Raw genomic sequence first — 23290 nt, 5'->3', positions numbered from 1 at the left:
GGGGGTTATTTGGGGTAGAGCGGCGGCAAGCTGGTGCTGTCCGTCGCCGGGTCCTGCTCGCGCTCGGCCATCGGGATGGCTTTGACCGCACGCCACAGCTCTTCGCCCAGCCAGTATTGACCGCTCTCGCTGTAGAGAGCGCCGTTGAGCCCATCCAAGGCGTCCGACAACGGCACGAACCGCGCCGCCATGTCCGCCAGGGTTTCCGGCTGTTGCCGCGCCCAGGCATCCAGTGCCTGGCGGGTGGCCTGGGGGTCGTTGGCCTGGGTGGCGCGCTTGAGGTCGTCGAGCAAGGTCCGTGGGCTCGGGCCGGTGTGTGCGGCACGCAATACCGCCGGTTGCCAGCGTGCACGCCACCACAGGCCGAAGCCCAGCAGGGTGGTGCAGGCGAGGATAAGTGTGCTGAGTTGCCACAGCCACAGGCGGCTGTCGTCCGGTGCGGTGATGATGGTCGGCGTGGCAGGTGTGTCCACCGCCAGGCTGGGGTTATTGGCGACCTGCAGGGTACGGGCCGGCAGGCTGGTGCGTTCCAGATGGTCTTCGTGGGTGTTCCACCACACCACGTCAACGGCGGGCAGTTCCAGGGCGCCGACACGGTTGGGCACCAGGGCTTCGCGGTCTTCGCGGCTGCCGATCAGGCCACGGTCACTGGTCTGGTTGCCGAGCACCGGCTGGTCCGGGTAGCGGCGCAGGCCGTTGATGTCGGTGCTGGGCAGGGCTGGCAGTTGGGCGCTGGACAGGCCCTCGGCCTTGACGGTCAGGCTGCGGGTCAGGGAGTCGCCGACTTGTACCTGTTCAGGCTCCGGGTTCCAGCTCTCGGTGAGGGTGAGGCTACGGGCCGGCAACCAGGGCGTATCGACGGGGTACAGCGCTGGCTTGGGCTTGACCACCAGTGGCAGCGCCGGCGAACTCACGTGGATGAGTTTGCCGGGCTTGGTGCCTTGCAGCGTATTTTCCTGGGGCGGACGCGATTCCACCAGCGTGGCGCTGAACGTCTGCGTCGGAATCTCCAGGGTACCGCTGTGCTGCGGGTAGATCGCGTAGCGGGTTTCGATCACGCCATGGCGGATGCTGTTTATGACCTTTTCGTAGGTGCGCGACTCGCCCAACTGTTCGACACGGGCATCGGGGATCTGCAACGGCGTGAGACTGCTGTCGTCATACAGCGACACCGAGTGGTACACGCGCACGGTCAACAATGCCTGGGCCTGCACATAGACGCTGGTCTGGTCGAGGTTGGCTTCGACAAACACCGGGGCCAGCTCGGCGTTGGTGTCCTGGCTGGTGGTTTCCAGCACTTGCAGGCTGATCGGCTGGGTCGTGTACTCACCCACTTGCAGCGGCGGAATCACCACCGTGCCGTTTTCCTTGGGCAGCAGGGTGATGATCCAGCGCGTGGTCGCATGGTTATCGCCGCCCAGGGTGGTGAGTTGGTTGAGTTGGCGCGTGCCGCTGACTTCGAACTGCGCATCCAGGGGCGACAGGTCGGGCTTGCCGAACTGGGTGACATCGCTGGATTCCACCGTCAGTTCCACCGTTTCCCCGGAATTGAGGCGGTTGCGGTCGACGCTGGCGACCAGGCTGGCCGCCTGGGCGTGGCCTGCCGACAACGCGAGCAGAAGCAGAAGGGTGGTGCGGCGGCTCATCGAGTCTTGTCCTGATGCTGTTGCTGTTCGTACCAGAATTTGCGTCGCAGCAGTTCGCCGGGGTTGTCCGGGATCTCCCGCAGCCATTGTTCCAGGGCCTGGCGGTGTTCACCGTCGAGGTTGGCGTCGGCAGGAAGCAGTGGCGGGGTGGTGGTTTGCTCATCGCCCAACTCGCTGCCCGGCACCTCGTTGCCGCCGGCGTGCGGCGGGGTGCCGGCCTGGGTATCGCCGGTGCCGGCCTCGCCCTGGCCCTGGGACGATTGTTCGCCACCCGTGGCATTTTGCCCACTGGCGCCCGGTTGCGCAGTTTGGCCGGGTTGGGTGGTTTCGTCATCCTCGTTTTTTTCCGGCTTTTCAGGCTCGGGTTCTGCCTGTTCCTGGATCAGGGTTTCTACCAAGGCCTTGTTTTTCAGCGCCGGTTGCAGGTCGGGCTGGGCTTCCAGCGCTTGTTCGTAGGCGTCGATGGCCGCTTCCAGCTCACCGGACTTGGCCAGGGCGTTGCCGCGATTGTAGTGGGAATAGGCGTCATTACCCTCGGCAAACCGCTTGATGGCCTCGGCGTAGTTGCCGGCCTCGTACAGGGCGACGCCTTGCCACTGCGGGTCCTGGAAATGCTCGGCGGCCTCGGCGGGGCGTTTCTGCTTGAGCAGGTATTGGCCTTGCTGGTCGGGTCGCAGCCACAAATCCTGGAATTCAAAGGCGTAGCTGGGTTGCGGCGCGCCCAACAGCAGCAGCGGTAAACAGAACAACCAGCCGCGCCGCCCGGCGCAGGCGGCCAGCAGCAACAGCGGCAGCAGCAACCAGTAACCCTGGTCGGCCCAGGTGTCGAGGTGCAGCAACTGGCCGTCGTTGCGCAGGGCTTGGGGCGGGTCCAGCACGCCGAGCTGGCGCAGGTCTTTATCGTCCAGGCGTGCGGCACGGTAACGGCCGCCCATTTCGCTGGCGAAGGCCTTGAGTGTCGGGCTGTCGAGGCGTGGCACGAGGATCGCGCCTTGTTCGTCCTTGAGGAATTCGCCGCTTTCCTGGGTCACCGGCGTGCCTTCACGGCTGCCGATCCCCAGGATTGACAGGCTTGGGGTCTGGTTGCTTTGCAGCAACAGGCGAATGCCCTGGCGTTCCTGTTTGGACAACGATGAGCCGACCAGCAGCAGGCGTCCTTGACCCAGGCCACCGTGCTTGAGCAGGTCGAGGGCCTTCTCCACGGCCAGGTCGGCGCGGTGGCCGGGCTCGGGCATGATCGAGGGGCGCAGGGCTTCGAGCAGGTTGCGGCTGGTGGCCAGGTCATCCGACAGCGGCACCAGGGTGTGGGCGCTGCCGGCATACACGACGATGGCGGTTTGCGCATCGGTGCGCGCCTGCAACAAGTCATAGAGCTTGCGCCGTGCCTGTTCCAGACGGTTGGGCGGGCTGTCGGTGGCGAGCATTTCCGGGGTCAGTTCCAGCAGCACCACCAACGGGTCGGAGGGCTTCTGGCTGGTTTGTTCAACCCGCTGCCAACTGGGACCCAGCAACGCCAGCACGGCCAACAGCCAGGCGAGGCCCAGCAACACCCACGGCGATTTGCTTTCGCGCCCATTGCCACCACTGAGCAGCACGGCGTGGAAGGCCGGCGGCAGGATCATCTGCCAGCGCCCGGCGCGTTTTTGTCGATGCCACAGCTGCCACAGCAACCAGCCAAGCAGGGGCAGCAGCAACAGCCACCAGGGACGGAACCAATGCGGCCAGAGGTCGATCATCGACGCCTCCGCAAACGCAGGCGTTTAAGGCGCTGGCGCCATTCCGGATGCTGTTGCAGGAAGATCCCCTTGCTCGACAGTTTGTTGAACCCGCGTTGCAGTGCGTTGTTCGGCCAGCGCTCCTGGATCACCAGCAACATGCTCAGGATCAGCGCCAGGGCCAGCGGCCCGCTGTACAGCGCCTGCGCCGGGCGCGCCTGGGTCGGTTGCTGTTCGACGGGCTCAAGTTTGTCCAGTGTTTGCTTGATCGCTTCCAGCTCTTCGCCATCACGGGCACGGAAGTACTGGCCTCCGGTAGCTTCAGCGATGGCCTTGAGCGCCGGCTCGTCGAGGTCCAGGCTCGGGTTGACGCCAAGGATACCCAGGGAGCCGGTTTGCTCAGGGTCGGCGCCGATGCCGATGGGGTAGATCTTCACCCCTTCTTCAGCAGCCAGGCGCGCGGCGGTCAGCGGGTTGATCTGCCCGGCGTTGTTGGCGCCATCGGTGACCAGGATCAGCACGCGGCTTTGCGCAGGGCGCTGGCGCAGGCGTTTCAATGCCAGGCCAATGGCATCGCCAATGGCGGTGTTCTTGCCGGCGATGCCGATGCGCGCTTCATCCAGCCAGGTGCGCACGGTGCGGCGGTCAAAGGTCAGCGGCGCCTGGAGGTAGGCCTGGCTGCCGAACAGGATCAGGCCCACGCGATCGCCTTCGCGGCCTTCGAGAAAGTCGCCGAGCAGGTGCTTGACCAGGTTCAGGCGGCTTACGTCTTCGTCCTTCCAATGCATGTCGGGAAAATCCATCGAGCCGGACACGTCCACCGCCACCAGCAAATCACGGCCACTGGCGGCAATCGGCAGTGGTTCGCCGAGCCATTCCGGGCGCGCGGCGGCGGTCAACAGCAGCAGCCACAGCAGCACGAAGGGTGCCTGTTGGCGCCAGCCCGGCAGGTTCACCCGCGCACGGCGGCGGGCCAGGCCTTCGAGGTCGCTGAGGTAGCTGACTTTAAGGGCGGGCTCGCCGCTGTCGGCCGCCGGCAGGACCAAGCGCATCAACCAGGGCAAGGGCAACAGGACGAAGATCCACGGCCAGGCGAACTCAAACATGTTTGCGAATCCAAGTGTCGACCGCTTGGGTCAGGCCGGCAATGGCCTTGTCGTCGAGTTTGCATTCGGGTTTGTAGGCGCCTTCCACCAGTACCATCCAGCGTGTGAGGCCGGCAGCCGGGCAACGGTTGTCGAGGAATGCCAGCCATTTGCGACCGTTGAGGGTGTGGCTCTGGCTGTAGGGATAGTCGTTACGGCACAGGCGCTTGAGCAAGCCGTTGAGTTGCTGCAGCCAGGCACCGGCGGGCGCGCCGTCGTAGGGCTTGGGCATCAGCGCCAATTCGGCCAGGGCGGCGATGCGCAGCGGGTCCAGCGGTTGTTCGGCGCGGGCCAGCGGGCGGCGGGTCGGCAGGAAGCGCCGCAGTGACCATAAACCCCAACCGATCAGCGGAATCACCAGCAACAACAGCCACCAACCCGGCGCGGGTGGCCAGAAGCCGATGGTCGGCGGGGCGATCAGCGGTTGCAGTTGGTCGAGGCTGCTCATTGTTTTTTGGCCGGGCGTTGCGGGTTGAGGTATTCGCGCAGTTGCTCGACCATTTCACTCTGGGTGCTCAAGGGCATCAGCAGTATCCGCAGCTTCTGTGCGAGCAGCTCCCAGCGGGCGATGCGCGCTTCGGCCTGGGCCTTGTAGGCTTGGCGCAAGTCGAAGTTCAGGGTGTCCAGTTCCAACTGTGCGCCTCGTTGCGCGAAACGCAACAGCCCGGCGGCGGGCAGGGCGTGGTCCAGCGGGTCGGAGATTGGCAACAGCAGCAAGTCGCAATGGCGTGACAGCAGGCTCAATTGTTGCTCGGCGCCTTCGGTGAGGGCGCGTTCGTCGCAGATCACAATCACCAGGCTGCCGGGGCGCAGCACTTCGCGGCCACGGCGCAGGGCCATGCCCAGGGCGTCGGCCTCCGGGCGGCGTTCGGTGTCCAGGCTCTGGTTGACGCGCACCAGGCGGTTGAGCAATTGCAGCAGGCTTTGCTTGCTGCGGCGCGGCTTGATTTCGTAGTGCTCGTTGTCGCCGAACACCAGCCCGCCGACGCGGTCGTTATGCCCCAGCGCCGCCCAACCGATCAGGCTGGCGGCCTGAGCGGCGAGCACGGACTTGAACATCTGCCCCGAGCCGAAAAACAGCCGGCAGCTTTGCTCGACCATGATGAAAATCGGCCGCTCGCGCTCTTCGTGGAACAGCTTGGTGTGCGGTTCCTGGGTACGTGCCGTGACGCGCCAGTCGATGGTGCGCACATCGTCGCCGGCCTGGTACACCCGCACCTGATCGAAGTCGACACCGCGCCCGCGCAGCTTGGAATGGTGCAGGCCGATCAGCGGGCTGCGCTGGCTCGGCGTGGAGAACAGCTGCACTTCGCGCACGCGGTGGCGCATCTCGATCAGCTCGCTGAGCGTGACGTGCACCCCTACGCTGGCGTTCATCGACTTCAAGCGACGGCAACGACGTCGAGAATGCGTTGCACCACACGGTCCTGGTCAATCCCGGCCGCTTCGGCTTCGAACGACAGGATGATGCGATGGCGCAGCACGTCAAACAGCACGGCCTGGATGTCTTCCGGGCTGACAAAGTCGCGGCCGGCCAGCCAGGCATGCGCTCGTGCGCAGCGGTCCAGGGCGATGGAGCCGCGCGGGCTGGCGCCGTAGGCGATCCATTCGGCCATTTCCGGGTCGAACTTGGCCGGGGTGCGCGTGGCCATGACCAGTTGCACCAGGTATTCCTCCACGGCATCGGCCATGTAGAGGCCGAGGATTTCCTTGCGCGCGGCAAAAATCGCCTGCTGGCTGACGCGGCGCTCGGGCTTGGTTTCGCCGTTGAGCGCTTCGCCACGCGCCTGTTGCAGGATGCGCCGTTCGACGGCGGCGTCGGGGAAGCCGATCTTGACGTGCATCAGGAAACGGTCGAGCTGGGCCTCGGGCAGCGGATAGGTGCCTTCCTGCTCGATGGGGTTTTGCGTGGCCATCACCAGAAACAGCGGGGACAGGTCGTAGGTACTGCGCCCGACGCTGACCTGGCGCTCGGCCATGGCCTCCAACAGCGCCGATTGCACCTTGGCCGGGGCGCGGTTGATCTCGTCCGCCAGCACCAGGTTGTGGAAGATCGGCCCTTGCTGGAACACGAAGCTGCCGGTTTCCGGACGATAGATTTCGGTGCCGGTGATGTCGGCGGGCAACAGGTCGGGGGTGAACTGGATACGATGGAACTGCGCTTCGATGCCTTCGGCCAGCTCTTTGATGGCCTTGGTCTTGGCCAGGCCCGGTGCGCCTTCGACCAGCATATGGCCGTCGGCGAGCAGGGCGATCAGCAGGCGATCGATGAGTTTTTCCTGGCCGAGAATCTGCGTAGAAAGAAAGGTTCGCAGCGCGAGCAGCGCTTCACGATGTTCCATCGATGACGGTTCCTGGAGAGATGAGCCTGTGCGTCATGTAACAAACGACAGCCTGGGGCGCCTACTTTAATGCATGGCAGGGGCTAGCGACTAACGGCGCGCGGGGTATTTTTAGCAAAACTTGTAGGAAAATTGTGTGAGAGGCGCAAATGGCGGTGAGCAGGCGTGTGCGCTCACCGCCTTTGCTTCAAGGGCAGGGCACGCCGAGCTGCCATTCCTTGCCGTAGGCGGCAGAGTTGGCATCCGGTGGCTTGTTGATGCTGTAGAAGTTCTGCTTGTAGATCATGCCGTTGTACGCCACCGACTCTGCGTAGGTCGAATACACCTTGGTAGCCGACCACGCGGCAATAGCGCCGCAATTGCCGGACGGTGGTGGCGCCTTGACGGTGATTGGTTTGTCCAGCCGCAGCACGCCGCCGCGCCCGTCACTGACCGCGACGCTGACGGTGGCGTGGGTATCGCCGGTGACGGCAGGGGCGGTGAGGGTCACGCTGCGAGTATTGCCGACGGTGCCGGTGAAGCCGCCCGGACGCGTCCAGGCGTAGGTCATTGGATCGCCGTCCGGATCGCTGGTGTTGGCGGTGAAGGCCACGACTTTGCCTGAATCCACCGTATCGCTGCCCTGCAGGCTGCCCACGGGTGGGCGGTTGGCCGGTGTGCCGGCGAGCACCGTCAGGGTGTGGCTGGCAGTCGCCGTGCGGCTGTGTTCATCCGTGACGGTCAATAGGATGCTGCGCGCGCCGGCAGTATTGGGTGCAACGAAGCTGCTGGACGCCTGTGTCGATGTGGCCGGGTTGAATCCACTGGCTGCCCAGGCAAAACGCAAGCCTTGACCTGTGGATGACACTCCCGACAGCAGCACGGCTTTGCCGGCTTCAACCGTGGATGGCCCGGTTATCCTGGCGACTGGCAGTCCACTACCGCAGGTGCCCAGGCGTAGCCAGGGTTTGGCGGCGCCGGATTCGACAAAATGCAAATCGGGGCGATTGTTTTGCGTCCAGTGCGTCACTTGGTAGTTGTAACCGCCGTAGGAGACTTTTTCGCCGGCTGAGGCATACACCTTGCTCGCGATCCAGGCTGCGGCGCAGTCGCCGACCGGAGGCGCGTCAGGCGCTTTGATGGTGATGTTCTCGCTCAGATCGAGGGTGTGCGTGCCGTCGGACACCGTCACCGATATCGAGGTGAGCGTGTCGACGGGGACGATCGGAGCGGTCAAAGCCAAGGTTGACCCATCCCCGTAGGGCGGGGTGAATCCACTGGCATTCCAGCGGTACGCCAGCGGTTTTTGAGTCGGCGATTCAGCGTAGACATGACTGTTGAACGTCTGCCCCGATTTGGCTTCTTCGGGGATAGCCAGCCGGCCTGTGGGCGGTTGGCCAGCGCCCTCTTCGAGCAGTTTCCTGATCGCCGCGTCCAGGTCAGGCTGTACGCCGATTTCGGTCCGATTGCCGTTAACCTGCGGGTAGCCCGTGGCCACGAGGATGCTACGCAGCGTTTTTGGTGGAATGTTGCCCAGGCCATGGGACCGCGCGACACCCTGTAGGGACGCGACGACCGCCGCAATGATCGGGTTCGCGGAGGAGGTGCCGCTGTAGGTGTGGGTATAGCCGGTGGTCGGGTTGGCGGCGCTCCAGGTCGTCGTGGTGACGGCGCCGCCCCAACTGAACAGATCGACGCGGCTGCCGTATTGGGAAAAGCTGGCTCTCAAGCCGGTGGTGGGGGAGACGGCGCCCGCATAAATGCTGCCGGAGTCGAAGGTATTGCGATCAAAATAATCCTTGAAGTAAGGGTGATCCAAATTGATATTGCCGTTTGCCGCAGCCAGGACGACATGCACACCTTTTTCGACCGTCATGTAGGTGATGATGTCCCGCACCGTCCGGTTGTATTCAAGGGGCATGAAGCAGTCCTTGCTGCAGCCTATCCCAGGAAGGGCCGCGTAACTCAGGTGCACGCCCAGTTGCACGACGTCACCGGGGCTCAGCTGTTCGGCAGTTTGCATCAATCGGCTGGTGCCAAATTGCGAATAGCCCAACTGGACCAGGGGCACGATGCCGGTGGTGCCGAAGCCGTTGTCCCTGGAGCCGATGGTGCCGACGCTGGCCGTGTCGTGGTAGCCGGTGATGGCCCCTTCATCGACTGCCAGGAAAGGTTTGGGCAAGTCCACGTGATCGTAGGACCAATGATCGATTTCCGCAGAGACCACCCGCATGTTCTCGCCTTTGCCACCGGGAACCTTCCAGGCCTGCACGGCATTCACGCCGCCGATCTTGTAGGGCGACACGGCTTGCCGGCCCAGCAGATAGTGCTGGCGTGGGGTGTAGTCCGGAATGCTGTTGCGTGCAGGTTCAGCGATGGGCTCGGCCTTGTCCTCGTACATGCCTTCTACCCGAGGTTCAAAGTCGACGGCTTCGATGGCAGGGTCTTGTTTGAGTTGCAGGGCCAGTGTTTCCGCCTGTTGCTGGGTCAGGTGGCGGGTATCGATGAGGTAGTAGCGGTCCAGTCGGTGGCGGCGCAGGGCGTCTACATCTTCCAGCGTCCGCGCTTTGGCGGGCGTCACCAGGGGGGTGATGTTGGGCACGTGGTACTGGAAGGTGCTGGACGGATCGCTACGGTCTTGAAGGGTTCGCGACCTGGATCCGTCGTCTTTGATCAGCAGGACCAAGTGTGAATAGTCAGGGGAGGGCGCCTGCGCCGCCAGTGCTGATGAGGCCGCGGCCAACAGGCCGATAGCCAGGAGTTTGCTGGTGGATTTCATGGTGGCACCCGTGCAGTCATCGTTGCTTCGATGAGCTAAGGCGCAAAACACCCAGGCGGGTACTGTTAGAAATAACAGTGGCGACCAACGGTCAAGGGCGTTGGCCGTGACTGCATCGACGGGTACCGGGCGCGATTCAGGCGCGAATGTAGGTGCCGGTGCCCTTGAGAATGTTCTGCAGGGTTTCTTCCACTTCTGACATATCTGCCGGCGCCGTGCTGTGGCTGATCTGCAGGCAATCCTTGCCACCCAGGGCATCGGTATCGCCGGCGGCCAGTTCGACCAGCAGGGTGGTGTCACCCAGGGTGACTTTCAGCCCATCCAGGGTCGAGGGCTCGTAGTCCCAGGTCAGTTCTACTTCATCTTCGTCGGGGTAGCGGCTGAGCATGAACATCTCGCCGTTCTTGCCGTGGCAGCAGAGCATGGCCATGTTGTCTTCTTCTTCGTCGCACGTGGTGGCCATCAGGGCGTCGGTATTCAGTTGCAGCATGGGGAATCCTGTCTGGAGTAGGGCGTTGCGTGGGTGATTGTGCCATTGCGGCGAATTTTGTGCTGCATCCTGTGTCAGACGCTCATGCGTGACCTTGTGAGCTGAATCAGTCATTTCCGACACATCCAGTGTAGGAAAAGGCTGGTTTTTCCCCGGATGATCCTGGGTTGCCCAAGTTGCAACCCCAGGCCTGCTTACCGATGACCGAATATGTCGCAGCCTCGCAAGCAGGCGGCTTCCTACACTCGTTAAGCTGCGCAACGGATGCGGCTCTCGTTCCACAGCCTGCCAGGCGTCTGACCTGCCCGTCGTACCGTCACCCGGCAAGGCCCGCATCTTATGGAAGTTGTATGTGACCTCATTGTCTTGTCCAGCTTCACCCACCTGTCACCCTGATTCGTTTATGGTGCTTAACTCGTTACCTGCGAACAGAGCTGACGGTCTCCCCGCAAGGGGATAACACGCGACGCTTCCATCAATAACAAGCCCAAGCGGAGTACCACAGATGGCGTTCTTCACCGCAGCCAGCAAGGCCGACTTCCAGCATCAACTGCAAGCGGCACTGGCGCAGCACATCAGTGAACAGGCACTGCCACAAGTGGCGCTGTTCGCTGAACAATTCTTCGGCATCATTTCCCTGGATGAACTGACCCAGCGTCGCCTTTCCGACCTGGCCGGTTGCACCCTGTCTGCCTGGCGCCTGCTTGAGCGCTTTGATCACACCCAACCGCAAGTGCGGGTCTACAACCCCGATTACGAACGTCATGGCTGGCAATCGACCCACACTGCGGTCGAAGTGCTGCACCATGACCTGCCATTTCTGGTGGACTCGGTACGCACCGAGCTGAACCGCCGTGGCTACAGCATCCACACCCTGCAGACCACCGTGCTCAGTGTGCGCCGTGGCAGCAAGGGCGAGCTGTTGGAAATCCTGCCCAAAGGCACCCAGGGCGAAGGCATCCAGCAAGAATCGCTGATGTACCTGGAAATCGACCGCTGCGCCAACGCCGCCGAACTCAACGTGTTGAGCAAAGAGCTTGAGCAGGTGCTGGGCGAAGTGCGCGTGGCCGTGGCCGATTTCGAACCGATGAAGGCCAAGGTCCAGGAGCTGCTGGACGGTATCGACGCCAGCCCGTTCGGCATCGACGGCGAAGAGAAAGCCGAGATCAAGAACTTCCTGGAATGGCTGGTGGGCAACCACTTCACCTTCCTCGGCTATGAAGAGTTTGTGGTACGTGACGAGGCGGACGGCGGTCATATCGAATATGACGCCAGCTCGTTCCTCGGTCTGACCAAACTGCTGCGCGCCGGCCTCACCGCCGACGACCTGCGCATCGAAGACTACGCCGTGTCTTACCTGCGCGAACCGACCGTGCTGTCGTTCGCCAAGGCCGCGCACCCAAGTCGCGTTCACCGCCCGGCTTACCCGGACTACGTGTCGATCCGCCAGATCGATGCCGACGGCAAGGTGATCAAGGAATGCCGCTTCATGGGCCTCTACACCTCTTCGGTGTACGGCGAAAGTGTGCGCGTGATCCCTTATATCCGCCGCAAGGTCGCGGAAATCGAACGCCGTTCGGGCTTCCAGGCCAAGGCTCACCTGGGCAAGGAGCTTGCGCAGGTCGTTGAAGTGCTGCCCCGCGATGACCTGTTCCAGACCCCGGTCGACGAGCTGTTCAGCACCGTGATGTCGATCGTGCAGATTCAGGAACGCAACAAGATCCGCGTATTCCTGCGCAAAGACCCGTACGGTCGTTTCTGCTACTGCCTGGCCTACGTGCCACGCGACATCTATTCCACCGAAGTGCGCCAGAAGATCCAGCAAGTGCTGATGGATCGCCTGAAAGCCTCGGACTGCGAGTTCTGGACGTTCTTCTCCGAATCCGTGCTGGCGCGTGTGCAACTGATTCTGCGGGTCGACCCGAAGAACCGCCTGGACATCGATCCGCTGCAACTGGAAAAAGAAGTGGTGCAGGCATGCCGCAGCTGGCAGGACGACTACTCAAGCCTCGTCGTCGAAAGCTTCGGCGAAGCCCACGGCACCAACGTGCTGGCGGACTTCCCGAAAGGCTTCCCGGCCGGCTACCGCGAGCGTTTCGCTGCGCATTCGGCTGTGGTCGACATGCAGCACCTGCTCAGCCTCACCGAAGCCAACCCACTGGTGATGAGCTTCTATCAGCCCCTGGGCCAGGTGTCCGGCCAGCGCGAGCTGCATTGCAAGCTTTACCACGCGGATACCCCGCTGGCGCTGTCCGACGTCTTGCCGATCCTGGAAAACCTTGGCCTGCGCGTGCTGGGTGAGTTCCCGTACCGCCTGCGCCATGCCAACGGCCGCGAGTTCTGGATCCACGATTTTGCGTTCATCGCTGCCGAAGGCGTGAACCTGGACATCCAGCAGCTCAACGACACCCTGCAGGACGCGTTCGTGCACATCGTGCACGGCGATGCCGAGAACGATGCGTTCAACCGCCTGGTACTCACCGCCGGCCTGCCATGGCGCGACGTCGCGCTGTTGCGTGCCTACGCCCGTTACCTGAAGCAGATCCGCCTGGGCTTCGACCTCGGCTACATCGCCAGCACCCTGAACAACCACACCGACATCGCCCGCGAGTTGACCCGGTTGTTCAAGACCCGCTTCTACCTGGCGCGCAAGCTCACCGCCGATGATCTCGAAGACAAGCAGCAACGCCTGGAACAAGCGATCCTCAGCGCCCTGGATGACGTCCAGGTGCTCAACGAAGACCGCATCCTGCGTCGCTACCTGGACCTGATCAAGGCGACTCTGCGCACCAACTTCTACCAGACCGACGCCAACGGCCAGAACAAGTCGTACTTCAGCTTCAAGTTCGACCCGCGCGCCATCCCCGAGCTGCCCAAGCCGGTGCCGAAGTTTGAAATCTTCGTCTACTCGCCGCGTGTCGAAGGCGTGCACCTGCGCTTTGGCAACGTTGCCCGTGGCGGACTGCGCTGGTCCGACCGTGAAGAAGACTTCCGTACCGAAGTGCTCGGCCTGGTAAAAGCCCAGCAAGTGAAGAACTCGGTGATCGTGCCGGTGGGCGCCAAGGGCGGCTTCCTGCCGCGTCGCCTGCCATTGGGTGGCAGCCGTGACGAGATCGCGGCCGAGGGCATCGCCTGCTATCGCATCTTCATTTCCGGCCTGTTGGACATCACCGACAACCTCAAGGACGGCGCCCTGTTGCCGCCGGCCAACGTCGTGCGCCATGACGACGATGACCCGTACCTGGTGGTGGCAGCGGACAAGGGCACCGCGACCTTCTCCGACATCGCCAACGGCATCGCCATCGACTACGGCTTCTGGCTGGGCGACGCGTTCGCCTCCGGTGGTTCCGCCGGTTACGACCACAAGAAAATGGGCATCACCGCCAAAGGCGCGTGGGTCGGTGTGCAGCGTCACTTCCGTGAGCGCGGCATCAACGTGCAGGAAGACAGCATCACGGTGGTGGGCGTCGGCGATATGGCCGGTGACGTGTTCGGTAACGGCCTGTTGATGTCCGACAAGCTGCAACTGGTCGCGGCCTTCAACCACCTGCATATCTTCATCGACCCGAACCCGAACCCGGCCACCAGCTTCGTCGAGCGTCAGCGCATGTTCGAGCTGCCGCGTTCGGCCTGGACCGACTACGACACCAGCATCATGTCTGAAGGCGGCGGTATCTTCTCGCGCAGCGCGAAGAGCATTGCCATCTCGCCACAGATGAAGGAACGCTTCGACATTTCGGCCGACAAGCTGACCCCGACCGAACTGCTGAACGCCTTGCTCAAGGCGCCGGTGGACCTGTTGTGGAACGGTGGTATCGGTACCTACGTCAAGGCCAGCACCGAAAGCCATGCGGATGTGGGCGACAAGGCCAACGACGCGTTGCGCGTCAACGGCAACGAGCTGCGCTGCAAGGTAGTGGGCGAGGGCGGTAACCTCGGCATGACCCAACTGGGTCGTGTGGAATTCGGCCTCAATGGCGGCGGTTCCAACACCGACTTCATCGACAACGCCGGCGGTGTGGACTGCTCCGACCACGAAGTGAACATCAAGATCCTGCTCAACGAAGTGGTGCAGGCCGGTGACATGACCGACAAGCAACGCAACCAGTTGCTGGCGAGCATGACCGACGAAGTCGGCAGCCTGGTGTTGGGCAACAACTACAAGCAGACCCAGGCCCTGTCCCTGGCTGCACGCCGTGCCTACGAGCGTGCCGCCGAGTACAAGCGCCTGATGAGCGACCTGGAAGGCCGTGGCAAGCTGGACCGCGCCATCGAGTACCTGCCGACCGAGGAGCAGCTCACCGAGCGCGCTTCCACCGGCAAGGGCCTGACCCGTCCGGAGCTGTCGGTGCTGATCTCCTACAGCAAGATCGACCTCAAGGAAGCGCTGCTCAAGTCACTGGTACCGGATGACGAATACCTCACCCGTGACATGGAGACCGCGTTCCCACCGAGCCTGGTCGCCAAGTTCGGCGAGGCCATGCGCCGTCACCGTCTGAAGCGCGAGATTGTCAGCACCCAGATCGCCAACGACCTGGTCAACCACATGGGCATCACCTTCGTGCAGCGACTCAAAGAGTCCACCGGCATGAGCCCGGCGAACGTGGCCGGTGCTTATGTGATCGTGCGCGACATCTTCCACCTCCCGCACTGGTTCCGCCAGATCGAAGCCCTGGACCACCAGGTCTCCGCTGACGTGCAGTTGCAGTTGATGGATGAGCTGATGCGCCTGGGCCGTCGCGCTACGCGCTGGTTCCTGCGCAGCCGTCGCAACGAGCAGGACGCTGGCCGTGACACCGCGCACTTCGGTCCGCACCTGGCCGCGTTGGGCCTCAAGCTCGACGAACTGCTGGAAGGTCCGACCCGCGAAGGCTGGCAGACCCGCTACCAGGCCTACACCGAAGCCGGCGTGCCGGAGTTGTTGGCGCGCATGGTTGCAGGCACCACTCACCTGTACACCTTGCTGCCGATCATTGAAGCCGCTGACGTGACCGGGCATGACGCCGCTGAAGTGGCCAAGGCCTACTTCGCCGTTGGCAGCGCCTTGGACTTGCCGTGGTACCTGCAGCAGATCAGCGATCTGCCTGTGGCCAACAACTGGCAGGCCCAGGCCCGCGAAGCGTTCCGCGACGACGTGGACTGGCAGCAACGGGCGATCACCATTTCCGTCCTGCAAATGGCCGACGCGCCACAAGACATGGAAGCCCGCGTGGCCCTGTGGCTTGAGCAGCACAAGGACATGGCTGATCGCTGGACTGCGATGATGCTGGAAATTCGTGCTGCGGCTGGCACGGACTACGCCATGTACGCGGTGGCCAACCGTGAGTTGCTGGACCTGGCGATGAGCGGTCAGTCGGTGCTGCAACCGGCTTGATGCCTGGGTGAAACCAATGTGGGAGGGGGCAAAGCCCTCTCCCACATTTGGATTTTTATTTATCTGGATATCAGTGGTGTTTGAGTAATTTGCTTTCCAGGTGATCCAGGTGCTGGGTCATCAGGGTCACTGCGGTGCTTGAGTCGCGTTGCTCAATCGCATCCACAATCCCCACATGCTCTTGCCACGTGCAATACGTGCAGGCTTTCGCTTCGAATTGGGCGATGATCAACGACGTCAACGGCACCAGGCTGTTGAGAAACTGCGCCAACGGCGCGTTGCCCGCCATCTGCGCCAATTGCAGGTGAAACTCCCCGGACAATCGAATCGCCGGCCCTCGCTGGTTACGTTCTATACAGTCGCGTTCCCGTGCTATCAGCTCGCGCAACTGGCGTATCTGCGCGGTTGTCGCCTGGGCGCAGGCCAATTGCACCACTGTGATTTCGGTCATGCGCCGTGCTTCAAGAATCTGCCGGGTCTGCTGGGCATCCGGTGCCGCGACCTGGGCACGCTGGTTGGGGCGCAAAATGACTACCTGCTGGTGGGACAGCTTGGCCAGCACCCGGCGAATCACGCTGCGGCTCACGCCAAAGGTTTCGCCCAGGCCTTCTTCGGTAAAGCGGCTGGACGGGGCGATGCGTTGTTCGAGGATGGCGTCGAACAGGCGAGGGTAGATGTCATCCACCGAAGGTTTTTTACCGGCCACCAGGCGCAGGGTGGGCAGGAAGGGATCGTGTTGCAGGGCGTGAGCGGTCATGGCCGGTCTCCAAAAAATCAACTGCCCAGGTGGTCGTCCGGGATGTTCAAGTGAATGCCCATGCGCAGGCCTTCCTGGAGGATGTGCCGACGCATCTCGGCACTGGCCAGGGCGCTGTTTTTGTTGCGGATGGCGCGTACCACCGCTTCGTTTTCCTGCAAGCGTTCCGCCAGATGCTCGGGGGAGTTGCGCAGCACTTGCGCGCTTTGCTTGAGGGCGTTGCTGGTTTGCTGCACCACGTTCTGGAAGATCGGGTTGGAGGTGAGCGCGAACAGTTCTTCGTGAAAATCGAGGTAGGCGTTCATGCCGGCTTCGGCATCACCGGCATCGAGGGCTTCGCGCATGTCCATCAGGGTCAGGCGCAATTGGCCGACCTCCTTGTTGCTGATGGACTGCGCCACCAGGCCGACAATGAAGGGTTCGAGGGTGTAGCGCAGTTGCAGGATATCTTCGAGGCTGGCGTCGGCCACGGCGTCGCTCGATTGCGGTTCGCTGACGCTGGTTTCCAGCACGACCACGCCTTTTCCGGGCATGGAACGCACCAGGCCAAGGGTTTCGAGCACGATCACCGCTTCACGCAGGCTGGGACGGCTGATACCCATCTGCTCGGCCAGTTCGCGCTGGCCGGGCAGCATTTCGCCCCGGCGCCACTGACCACGAGCCAGCGCGGCGCGGAGTTTTTCTACGACTGAATTGACGACGGTTGAGGTGCTGATCACGTCGTGCGCTCCTTAAAAATGAATAATCCCTGCACTGTAGGAGCGAGCTTGCTCGCGAAAAACTTCAAGTCACCGCGTGCATCCAGAATGCCCGCGTTATCGTTGACGACCTTCGCGAGCAAGCTCGCTCCTACAGTGGAAAGCGTTTGGCGTTTTAAAATTCCTGGTGGGCCGGCACTACCGGCTTCTTGGCCTGGAAGGCATAACCTTGCTGGCCGTCCAGCACCTTGTTGGCGCGTTGGATATCGATGTCTTTTTCCCAGCGGGCAATGGCCACGGTGGCGACGCAGTTGCCGATCAGGTTGGTCAACGCGCGACCGATACCCATGAACCAGTCCACCGCTAACACCAGCACCAGACCGACTACTGGAATCGCCGGGATCGCCGTAAGGGTTGCCGCCAGAATCACCAGCGCCGAGCCGGGAATCCCGTGGGCGCCCTTGGAGGTGATCAGCGACACCAGCAGGATGGTCAGCAGATCTGTCATCGACAGTGGCGTGCCGGTGGCGTTGGCGATAAACACGATGGCCAGGGTCAGGTAGATCGAGAAACCGTCGAGGTTGAACGAATACCCGGTGGGAATCACCAGGCCCACGGTGGAACTGCCAATGCCCAGGTGTTCGAGTTTGCGCATGACCTGCGGCAGCACGGCATCGGAGGAGGCGGTGCCCATCACGATCAGCAGTTCTTCACGCAGGTACTTGAGCAACGGCAGCATGCGCAGGCCCGACAGGCGCATCACCAGGCCGAGGATCAGCGCGACAAACGCAAAGCAGGTCAGGTAGAACAGGCCCACCAGGCTGCCCAGGTGTTGCAGGGAGTCCAGCCCGTAGGTGCTAGTGGTGAAGGCGATCGCGCCAAACACGCCGATGGGCGCCAGGCGCACGATCATGCCCATGATGCGGAAAATCACATGGCTCAGTTCATTGATCAGCCGAGTGATACCGGAAGCCGCTTCGCCCACCAGGTTCAACGCACTGCCGAACAGCACCGAGAACAGCAACACTTGCAGGACATTGTTGTCGGCAAAGGCGCCGATCACCGAGTTGGGGATCAGGTCCATCAGGAACTGGCTGGTGCCCTTGATGTGCTGGCCTTTGTCGGCCAGTTCATTGAGACCGGCGGAGGACAGTTGTTCCAGGTGGATATTGGCGCCGGTGCCGATCCCGGTGCTGAAGGCCATGATCAGGCCGATCACCAGGGCGATGGTGGTGAGCACTTCAAAGTAGATCACCGACTTGAGGCCGATGCGCCCGACTTTCTTCAAGTCGCCGGCACCAGAAATACCGCTGACCACTACGCAGAATACGATCAGGCCGATCAGCATCTTGATCAGCTTGATAAAGCCGTCACCCAGGGGTTTGAGTTGCGAGGAAAATTCGGGAAGGGCCAGGCCGCACACGATGCCGAGCATCAGGCCAATCACGACTTGCAGGAAAATCGAACGCGAGCACCATCTGAGCATGGGAGGGATCTCTATGCGGTGCCCCGGTGGTTCCAGGGCTTAATTGTTGTGGTCATACCGGTAAGTCCAGTGCGTCGCCAGTCTAGGCCAGGTATTTTTGAAATAACAAGTCATTCTTCGTCGGTTGACAGGTCCCGGTCTGACCAGTTGGTCGCGAAGGGGGATGCTTGAGCGGTTGGCAGGGGGTAAATTTTTTCGCTTATCATCCGCCGCCTGGCACATGAGGTGATGAATGGATAAACCAGGGCTGACCACCGACGAAGCAGGGCAGACCCACTGCACCTGGCGCACGGCTGCGCCGGAATACCCGCGTTATCACGACCACGAGTGGGGCGTGCCGGTGGCGGATGATGTTCAACTGTACGAGAAGATTTGCCTGGAAGGCTTCCAGGCCGGCATGGCTTGGATCACCATCCTGCGCAAGCGCGAGCAATTCAGGGCGGCGTTCGACGGTTTTGATTTTCGCCGGGTGGCGCAGTACGGCGAGGCGGATATTGCGCGGTTGATGCAGGACCCGGGCATCGTGCGTAATCGAGCGAAGATCGTTTCCACGATTAACAACGCACGCCGGGCGTGTGAGTTGGTGGATGAGACCGGCTCGCTGGCGCAGTGGTTATGGGCGTTCGAACCCGGCCCTGAAGAACGCCCGGCAGTGGTGGACCTGGCTTACTGGACCGGCAATCCCACCGCGCCGGCGTCGGTGCGGCTGTCCAAGGCGTTGAAGAAGCGCGGCTGGACGTTCGTCGGGCCGACCACGATGTATGCGCTGATGCAGGCAATGGGGATGGTTAATGATCACCTTGAAGGGTGTGCCTGCCGCCCGCAGATTGAAGCGTTGCGCCGCCAGTTCAAACGGCCGTGAGTCGCTGACTCACCGCTATCGGGGGCAAGCCCTCTCCCGCCTTTAGCCCCCCACCCACACCTCTGACTGGTGGTGCGGTTGATCATTTTGGAAGGGGGGTCAGCACCTCGGCCTTGTCATCCAGCACCATCACCACCAGCAACCTGGCCGGCTGGGTCTGGCTGGCGTTGCTGGATTCAAAATGCCGCGAACCGGCCGGTTCGTAGAACGATTCGCCCACCTTGTAGGTCACGGCCTTCTCATCATTGACCCGCGAAGTGATCGCGCCTTCGAGCACATAGGCCACGGCGGTGCCCGTGTGACTATGGGGTACGGTGGCCTGGCCGGGGGCGTAGTCCACGGTGAGCATGAGGGTTTTCTTGCCGGGCACATTGGTCAGCGCGTGTTCTTGCAGGACCTTGATCGATTCCTGGTTGTACACGGGTTCGTGGGCAAAGGCGCTGACGGAGGCGAGCATCAGGGTGGTGGCGAGCAGGCGTTTCATGGCGACGTTTCCGAGTAGTTCGAGACCTGCCCACCCTACGCCGGGATTTTCCAGCGACCAATGACCAATGCGTCGGAAAACCCCCTAGCCAATCTGCTGGAGAATATCGCGCACCTTGTCCAACGCCGGGTCGATGTCGAGGGTCTCGATGGCCCCAAACCCGATGATCAGGCCCTGGCGCACCGGCGTGTCGTGGAAGAACACGTCCAACGGGTACAGGCCGACTTCGACCTGGCGCGCCAATTCCATCAGCAACGGGATATTCACCGGTACTTTGCACAGCGCCGCCATATGGAACCCGGCCACGGTAGGCACGGCTTCGAACCACGGCGACAGGTCTGCCGCCAGGCGCTGCAGAATGCGCTCGCGGCGCCCGGCGTACACGGTGTGGCAGCGGCGAATATGCTTGAGCAGATAGCCTTCGCTGATGAACTTGGCCAGCGCCCATTGCGGCAATGTGGAGCTGTGCTGGTCGGTCAATTGTTTGGCCTTGAGCACCGCACCGTAAATCGCCGGTGGCACCACCGCATAACCCAGGCGCAGCTCGGGCAGAAGGGTTTTGGAGAAGGTCCCGACGTAGGTGACCACGCCACGGCTGTCCATGCTTTGCAGGGAGTCGGTGGGGCGGCCTTCGTAGCGGAATTCGCTGTCGTAGTCGTCCTCGATGATGATCGCACCCAGCTCGAAGGCGCGTGCCAACAGCGCCTCTCGACGCGGCAGGCTCATGGGCATGCCGAGGGGGAACTGGTGGGAGGGCGTGACGTAGATCAGCCGTGCGCCATCGGGAATCTGGTCGACCTGGATGCCTTGCTCATCGACGGGAACACCGATGACCAAGGCCCCCATCGCCATGAACAACTGGCGCGCGGGACTGTAGCCGGGATCTTCCATGGCGACGATGCTGCCCGGCTCCAGTACTACGCGGGCGATCAGGTCCAACGCCTGTTGCGCGCCGTTGGTGACCACGATGTCGCTGTCGCGGCATTTGACCCCACGGGAAAACGCGATATGCCCGGCGATGGCACTGCGCAGTGCCGGCAACCCTTCGGGCTGGCTGTAGAACCCACTGTTCTGGGCGATGCGCCGCAGCGCATCCTGGGTGCAGCGCCGCCATTCATCCTGGGGGAACTGGTTGCGGCTGGTGGCGCCGCCGATAAATTCGTAACGCAACGTGCTGTCGCGTGTGGGGTGGTGCATGGGCGAGGGCAGCGACTGCCACTTCGCCAGGTTGGCGGCGCAGGCCAGGTCGGTGGCGGTCTGCACGCGATTGGGCTGTGGCGCCCATGCGTTGACGAAGGTGCCTCGGCCAATCTTGCCCACCAGCAGACCTTCGTAGGTCAAGGTGGCGTAGGTATCGGACACGGTCTTGCGCGATACGCCCAGTTGCGCGGCCAGCAGGCGGCTGGGCGGCAGTTGCGCGCCCGCCGCGAGACGCCCGGCGGCGATGGCTTCGCGCAACTGTTGATAAAGCTGGGCAGCCAAATCCTTGCGGCCGTTGATGACGATGTGCAGTTCCATGTTTCATCCTGAGACAGATCGATCTACGCCAAGGTTACGCGTAAATCGATCCGTAGAAACCCAGGTGCACTCAGGACAGGAAGCCGCCATCCACATTCAGCGACACACCGGTGGTGTAGCTCGACGCATCGCTGGCCAGGTACAGCACCGCACCGGCCATCTCGCTCGGATCGGCTACGCGCTTGAGTGGAATCTGCGCCAGGGCCATTTTCAGGATCGCGTCGTTCTTCACCAGCGCCGAGGCGAACTTGGTGTCGGTCAGGCCTGGCAGCAGCGCGTTGCAACGGATGCCGAACGCCGCGCATTCCTTGGCAAACACCTTGGTCATGTTGATCACGGCGGCCTTGGTCACCGAGTAGATGCCCTGGAACACCCCCGGCGAAATGCCGTTGATCGACGCCACGTTGATGATGCTGCCGCCGCCGTTCTCGCGCATCAGCTTGCCCGCTTCCACCGACATGAAGAAGTAGCCGCGAATGTTCACGTCAACGGTCTTCTGGAAGGCGCCGAGGTCGGTGTCCAGTACGTTGCAGAACTGCGGGTTGGTCGCGGCATTGTTGACCAGGATGTCCAGGCGGCCGAACTGCTCGCGAATCCCGGCGAATACCTGGGTGATCTGCTCCATCTCGCCGATATGGCAGGCAATCGCCGTGGCCTTGCCGCCGTCGGCGATGATGGCATCTGCCACGTGCTGGCAGCCTTCGAGCTTGCGGCTGGAGACGATCACATGGGCGCCTTGCTGGGCCAGCAACTTGGCGATGGCTTCGCCGATGCCACGGCTGGCGCCGGACACAAAAGCAATCTTGCCGTCGAGGTCGAACAGGTTGGTCTTGGACATTAGCGATTCCTTAGAGGGCTGATTTACCGATGACATTCAGGCTCATCTGCTCCAGCAGCTTGTTCATCTGGATGAACTGCGCAAAGCGTTTGTCCTGGGTCTGGCCGTGGAAGAAGCGGTAGTAGATCTGCTGCACGATGCCGGCGAGGCGGAACAGGCCGTAGGTGTAGTAGAAGTCGAAATTGTCGATCTGGATGCCCGAGCGCTCGGCGTAGTAATCCACGAACTGGCGGCGGGTGAGCATGCCAGGGGCATTGCTCGGCTGGCGGCGCATCAGTTGCACCGGTGCCGGGTCGCCGGTTTCGATCCAGTAGGCGAGGGTGTTGCCCAGGTCCATCAGCGGGTCGCCGAGGGTGGTCAGTTCCCAATCCAGCACGCCGATGATCTGCATCGGGTTGTGCGGGTCGAGGATCACGTTATCGAAGCGGTAGTCGTTGTGCACGATGCTCGACGTGGGGTGGTCGGCGGGCATTTTATCGTTGAGCCAGGCGCGGACGGCCTCCCATTTGGGCGCGTCGGGGGTCAGGGCTTTCTCGTAGCGATCGCTCCAGCCACCAATCTGGCGTGCCACATAACCTTCAGGCTTGCCCAGGTCGGCCAGGCCGCAGGCGCTGTAGTCGACCTGGTGCAGTTCGACGAACTTGTCGATAAAGCTTTTGCATAGCGCCTCGGTCCTGGTGGCGTCGAGGCCCAACTCGGTAGGCAGATCTGAGCGCAGGATGATGCCTTTGACGCGTTCCATGACATAGAACTCGGCGCCAATCACCGACTCGTCGGTGCAGTGCACGTAGGCCTTGGGGCAATACGGGAAGCCATCCTTGAGCTGGTTGAGAATGCGGTATTCGCGGCCCATGTCGTGGGCGGACTTGGCCTTGTGGCCAAAGGGCGGGCGGCGCAGCACGAATTCCTGGCCGGGGTATTCCAGCAGGTAGGTGAGGTTGGACGCACCACCGGGGAACTGGCTGATCGCGGGCGTGCCGCTCAGGCCCGGGATATGGGCCTTGAGGTAGGGATCGATCAGATTGGCATCAAGTTCTTCGCCTGGGCGAATCTGGGTTGATTGGTCGTTAAGCGCCATGCTTATCCCTTCTGCTTATTCTAAAGGCGTCGGACTATTTCCTAATCTAATGCGCACCACCGCCCAGCGACAAGGTCGGGGCGGCTTAATAGGTTAGCG

17 protein-coding genes are annotated in these 23290 nt (G+C 62.5%); 2 read left to right on the top strand and 15 right to left on the bottom strand.

Annotated elements, in window-relative coordinates; genetic code table 11:
• Positions 1-5: 5 nt before the first annotated feature.
• From J1G35_RS18585 to J1G35_RS18550, 8 genes are all read right to left on the bottom strand, one after another.
• Positions 6-1646: a BatD family protein gene (locus tag J1G35_RS18585; protein ID WP_223015685.1), complete on the bottom strand. Its 1641-nt coding sequence runs from the start codon at positions 1644-1646 to the stop codon at positions 6-8.
• Entirely contained in the window at positions 1643-3382 is a 1740-nt protein-coding gene (locus J1G35_RS18580) for a tetratricopeptide repeat protein (RefSeq protein ID WP_223015684.1), read from the bottom strand. The genes J1G35_RS18585 and J1G35_RS18580 overlap by 4 nt, the downstream gene beginning before the upstream one ends.
• Positions 3379-4467: a VWA domain-containing protein gene (locus J1G35_RS18575; protein WP_223015683.1), complete on the bottom strand. Its 1089-nt coding sequence runs from the start codon at positions 4465-4467 to the stop codon at positions 3379-3381. Before J1G35_RS18575 ends, J1G35_RS18580 begins: the two co-directional genes overlap by 4 nt.
• The gene (locus tag J1G35_RS18570) at positions 4460-4954 is read right to left on the bottom strand and encodes a DUF4381 domain-containing protein (RefSeq protein ID WP_053133933.1); all 495 of its coding nucleotides are present in this window, start codon (positions 4952-4954) and stop codon (positions 4460-4462) included. Before J1G35_RS18570 ends, J1G35_RS18575 begins: the two co-directional genes overlap by 8 nt.
• A complete protein-coding gene (locus J1G35_RS18565; RefSeq protein ID WP_053133929.1) occupies positions 4951-5883 on the bottom strand; it encodes a DUF58 domain-containing protein in 933 nt (310 codons plus the stop codon). Before J1G35_RS18565 ends, J1G35_RS18570 begins: the two co-directional genes overlap by 4 nt.
• A 5-nt stretch (positions 5884-5888) precedes the next feature.
• Positions 5889-6848 (bottom strand): MoxR family ATPase, encoded by a 960-nt coding sequence (locus J1G35_RS18560; RefSeq protein WP_003174327.1) that lies wholly within the window; start codon positions 6846-6848, stop codon positions 5889-5891.
• A gap of 187 nt (positions 6849-7035) precedes the next feature.
• A complete protein-coding gene (locus J1G35_RS18555; protein WP_223015682.1) occupies positions 7036-9606 on the bottom strand; it encodes a S8 family serine peptidase in 2571 nt (856 codons plus the stop codon).
• A gap of 136 nt (positions 9607-9742) precedes the next feature.
• Positions 9743-10096, bottom strand: coding sequence for a hypothetical protein (locus tag J1G35_RS18550; protein ID WP_223015681.1), 354 nt, complete (start codon positions 10094-10096; stop codon positions 9743-9745).
• Positions 10097-10601: 505 nt separating this feature from the next.
• On the opposite strand from J1G35_RS18550, the gene J1G35_RS18545 reads away from it, so the two are divergent.
• Complete coding sequence (locus tag J1G35_RS18545) at positions 10602-15470, top strand: NAD-glutamate dehydrogenase (protein WP_223015680.1); 4869 nt, start codon at positions 10602-10604, stop codon at positions 15468-15470.
• A gap of 70 nt (positions 15471-15540) precedes the next feature.
• Here J1G35_RS18545 and J1G35_RS18540 read toward each other — a convergent pair whose 3' ends face one another.
• The 3 genes from J1G35_RS18540 to J1G35_RS18530 form a co-directional block, all read right to left on the bottom strand.
• Positions 15541-16227, bottom strand: a complete 687-nt coding sequence (locus J1G35_RS18540) for a GntR family transcriptional regulator (protein ID WP_053133917.1) — start codon at positions 16225-16227, stop codon at positions 15541-15543.
• A 17-nt stretch (positions 16228-16244) separates the two neighbouring features.
• Positions 16245-16946: a FadR/GntR family transcriptional regulator gene (locus tag J1G35_RS18535; RefSeq protein ID WP_053133914.1), complete on the bottom strand. Its 702-nt coding sequence runs from the start codon at positions 16944-16946 to the stop codon at positions 16245-16247.
• 154 nt (positions 16947-17100) lie between these two features.
• Positions 17101-18426, bottom strand: coding sequence for a C4-dicarboxylate transporter DctA (locus J1G35_RS18530; RefSeq protein WP_172681483.1), 1326 nt, complete (start codon positions 18424-18426; stop codon positions 17101-17103).
• A gap of 217 nt (positions 18427-18643) precedes the next feature.
• On the opposite strand from J1G35_RS18530, the gene J1G35_RS18525 reads away from it, so the two are divergent.
• Entirely contained in the window at positions 18644-19273 is a 630-nt protein-coding gene (locus tag J1G35_RS18525) for a DNA-3-methyladenine glycosylase I (protein ID WP_223015679.1), read from the top strand.
• An 82-nt stretch (positions 19274-19355) separates the two neighbouring features.
• On the opposite strand, the gene J1G35_RS18520 is transcribed toward J1G35_RS18525, so the two are convergent.
• From J1G35_RS18520 to J1G35_RS18505, 4 genes are all read right to left on the bottom strand, one after another.
• A complete protein-coding gene (locus tag J1G35_RS18520; RefSeq protein ID WP_223015678.1) occupies positions 19356-19757 on the bottom strand; it encodes a cupin domain-containing protein in 402 nt (133 codons plus the stop codon).
• Between the two features lie 84 nt (positions 19758-19841).
• The gene (locus tag J1G35_RS18515) at positions 19842-21275 is read right to left on the bottom strand and encodes a PLP-dependent aminotransferase family protein (RefSeq protein ID WP_053133902.1); all 1434 of its coding nucleotides are present in this window, start codon (positions 21273-21275) and stop codon (positions 19842-19844) included.
• A 70-nt stretch (positions 21276-21345) separates the two neighbouring features.
• The gene (locus J1G35_RS18510) at positions 21346-22113 is read right to left on the bottom strand and encodes an SDR family oxidoreductase (RefSeq protein WP_053133900.1); all 768 of its coding nucleotides are present in this window, start codon (positions 22111-22113) and stop codon (positions 21346-21348) included.
• A gap of 10 nt (positions 22114-22123) precedes the next feature.
• Positions 22124-23191 carry a phosphotransferase family protein gene (locus J1G35_RS18505; protein WP_223015677.1) on the bottom strand — a complete coding sequence of 356 codons (1068 nt, stop codon included), beginning with the start codon at positions 23189-23191 and terminating at the stop codon, positions 22124-22126.
• Positions 23192-23290: the final 99 nt, after the last annotated feature.

This window comes from Pseudomonas sp. SH10-3B (assembly GCF_019891415.1).
Taxonomy (GTDB): Bacteria; Pseudomonadota; Gammaproteobacteria; order Pseudomonadales; family Pseudomonadaceae; genus Aquipseudomonas.
The sequence above is the reverse complement of the archived record's forward strand: the minus strand, read 5'-3'. Positions and strand labels throughout refer to the sequence as shown.